This is a genomic window from Cobetia sp. SIMBA_158, assembly GCF_046566945.1.
GTDB classification, from domain to species: Bacteria; Pseudomonadota; Gammaproteobacteria; order Pseudomonadales; family Halomonadaceae; genus Cobetia; species Cobetia amphilecti.
Genome location: NZ_JAWJYL010000979.1, coordinates 1 through 241 on the forward strand (window position 1 = coordinate 1; position 241 = coordinate 241).

Genomic DNA, 241 nt, shown 5'->3' on the forward strand with positions numbered 1-241 from the left:
CACTCAAGAGCAAAAAGCATTTGAGCGATTTATAAAATCTGGAAAGGGGTTTGTTGGAGTTCATAGTGCGTCTGATACTGAGTACGATTGGCCGTGGTATCAAAGGTTAGTAGGGCGCTCTTTTAGTATTCACCCAGTTATTCAAACTGCAGTTTTAAGTAAAGTGGCTAATACTAGCTTTATTGGTTTAAATCATATGCCACAGCAAATGTTATGGACTGACGAATGGTACGAATTTGGT

At 39.0% G+C, this 241-nt stretch carries 1 protein-coding gene; it reads left to right on the forward strand.

What is annotated here, in order from left to right:
- On the forward strand, positions 1–241 hold a 241-nt coding region (locus R2R70_RS22735; RefSeq protein WP_410979306.1), incomplete at both ends, for a ThuA domain-containing protein.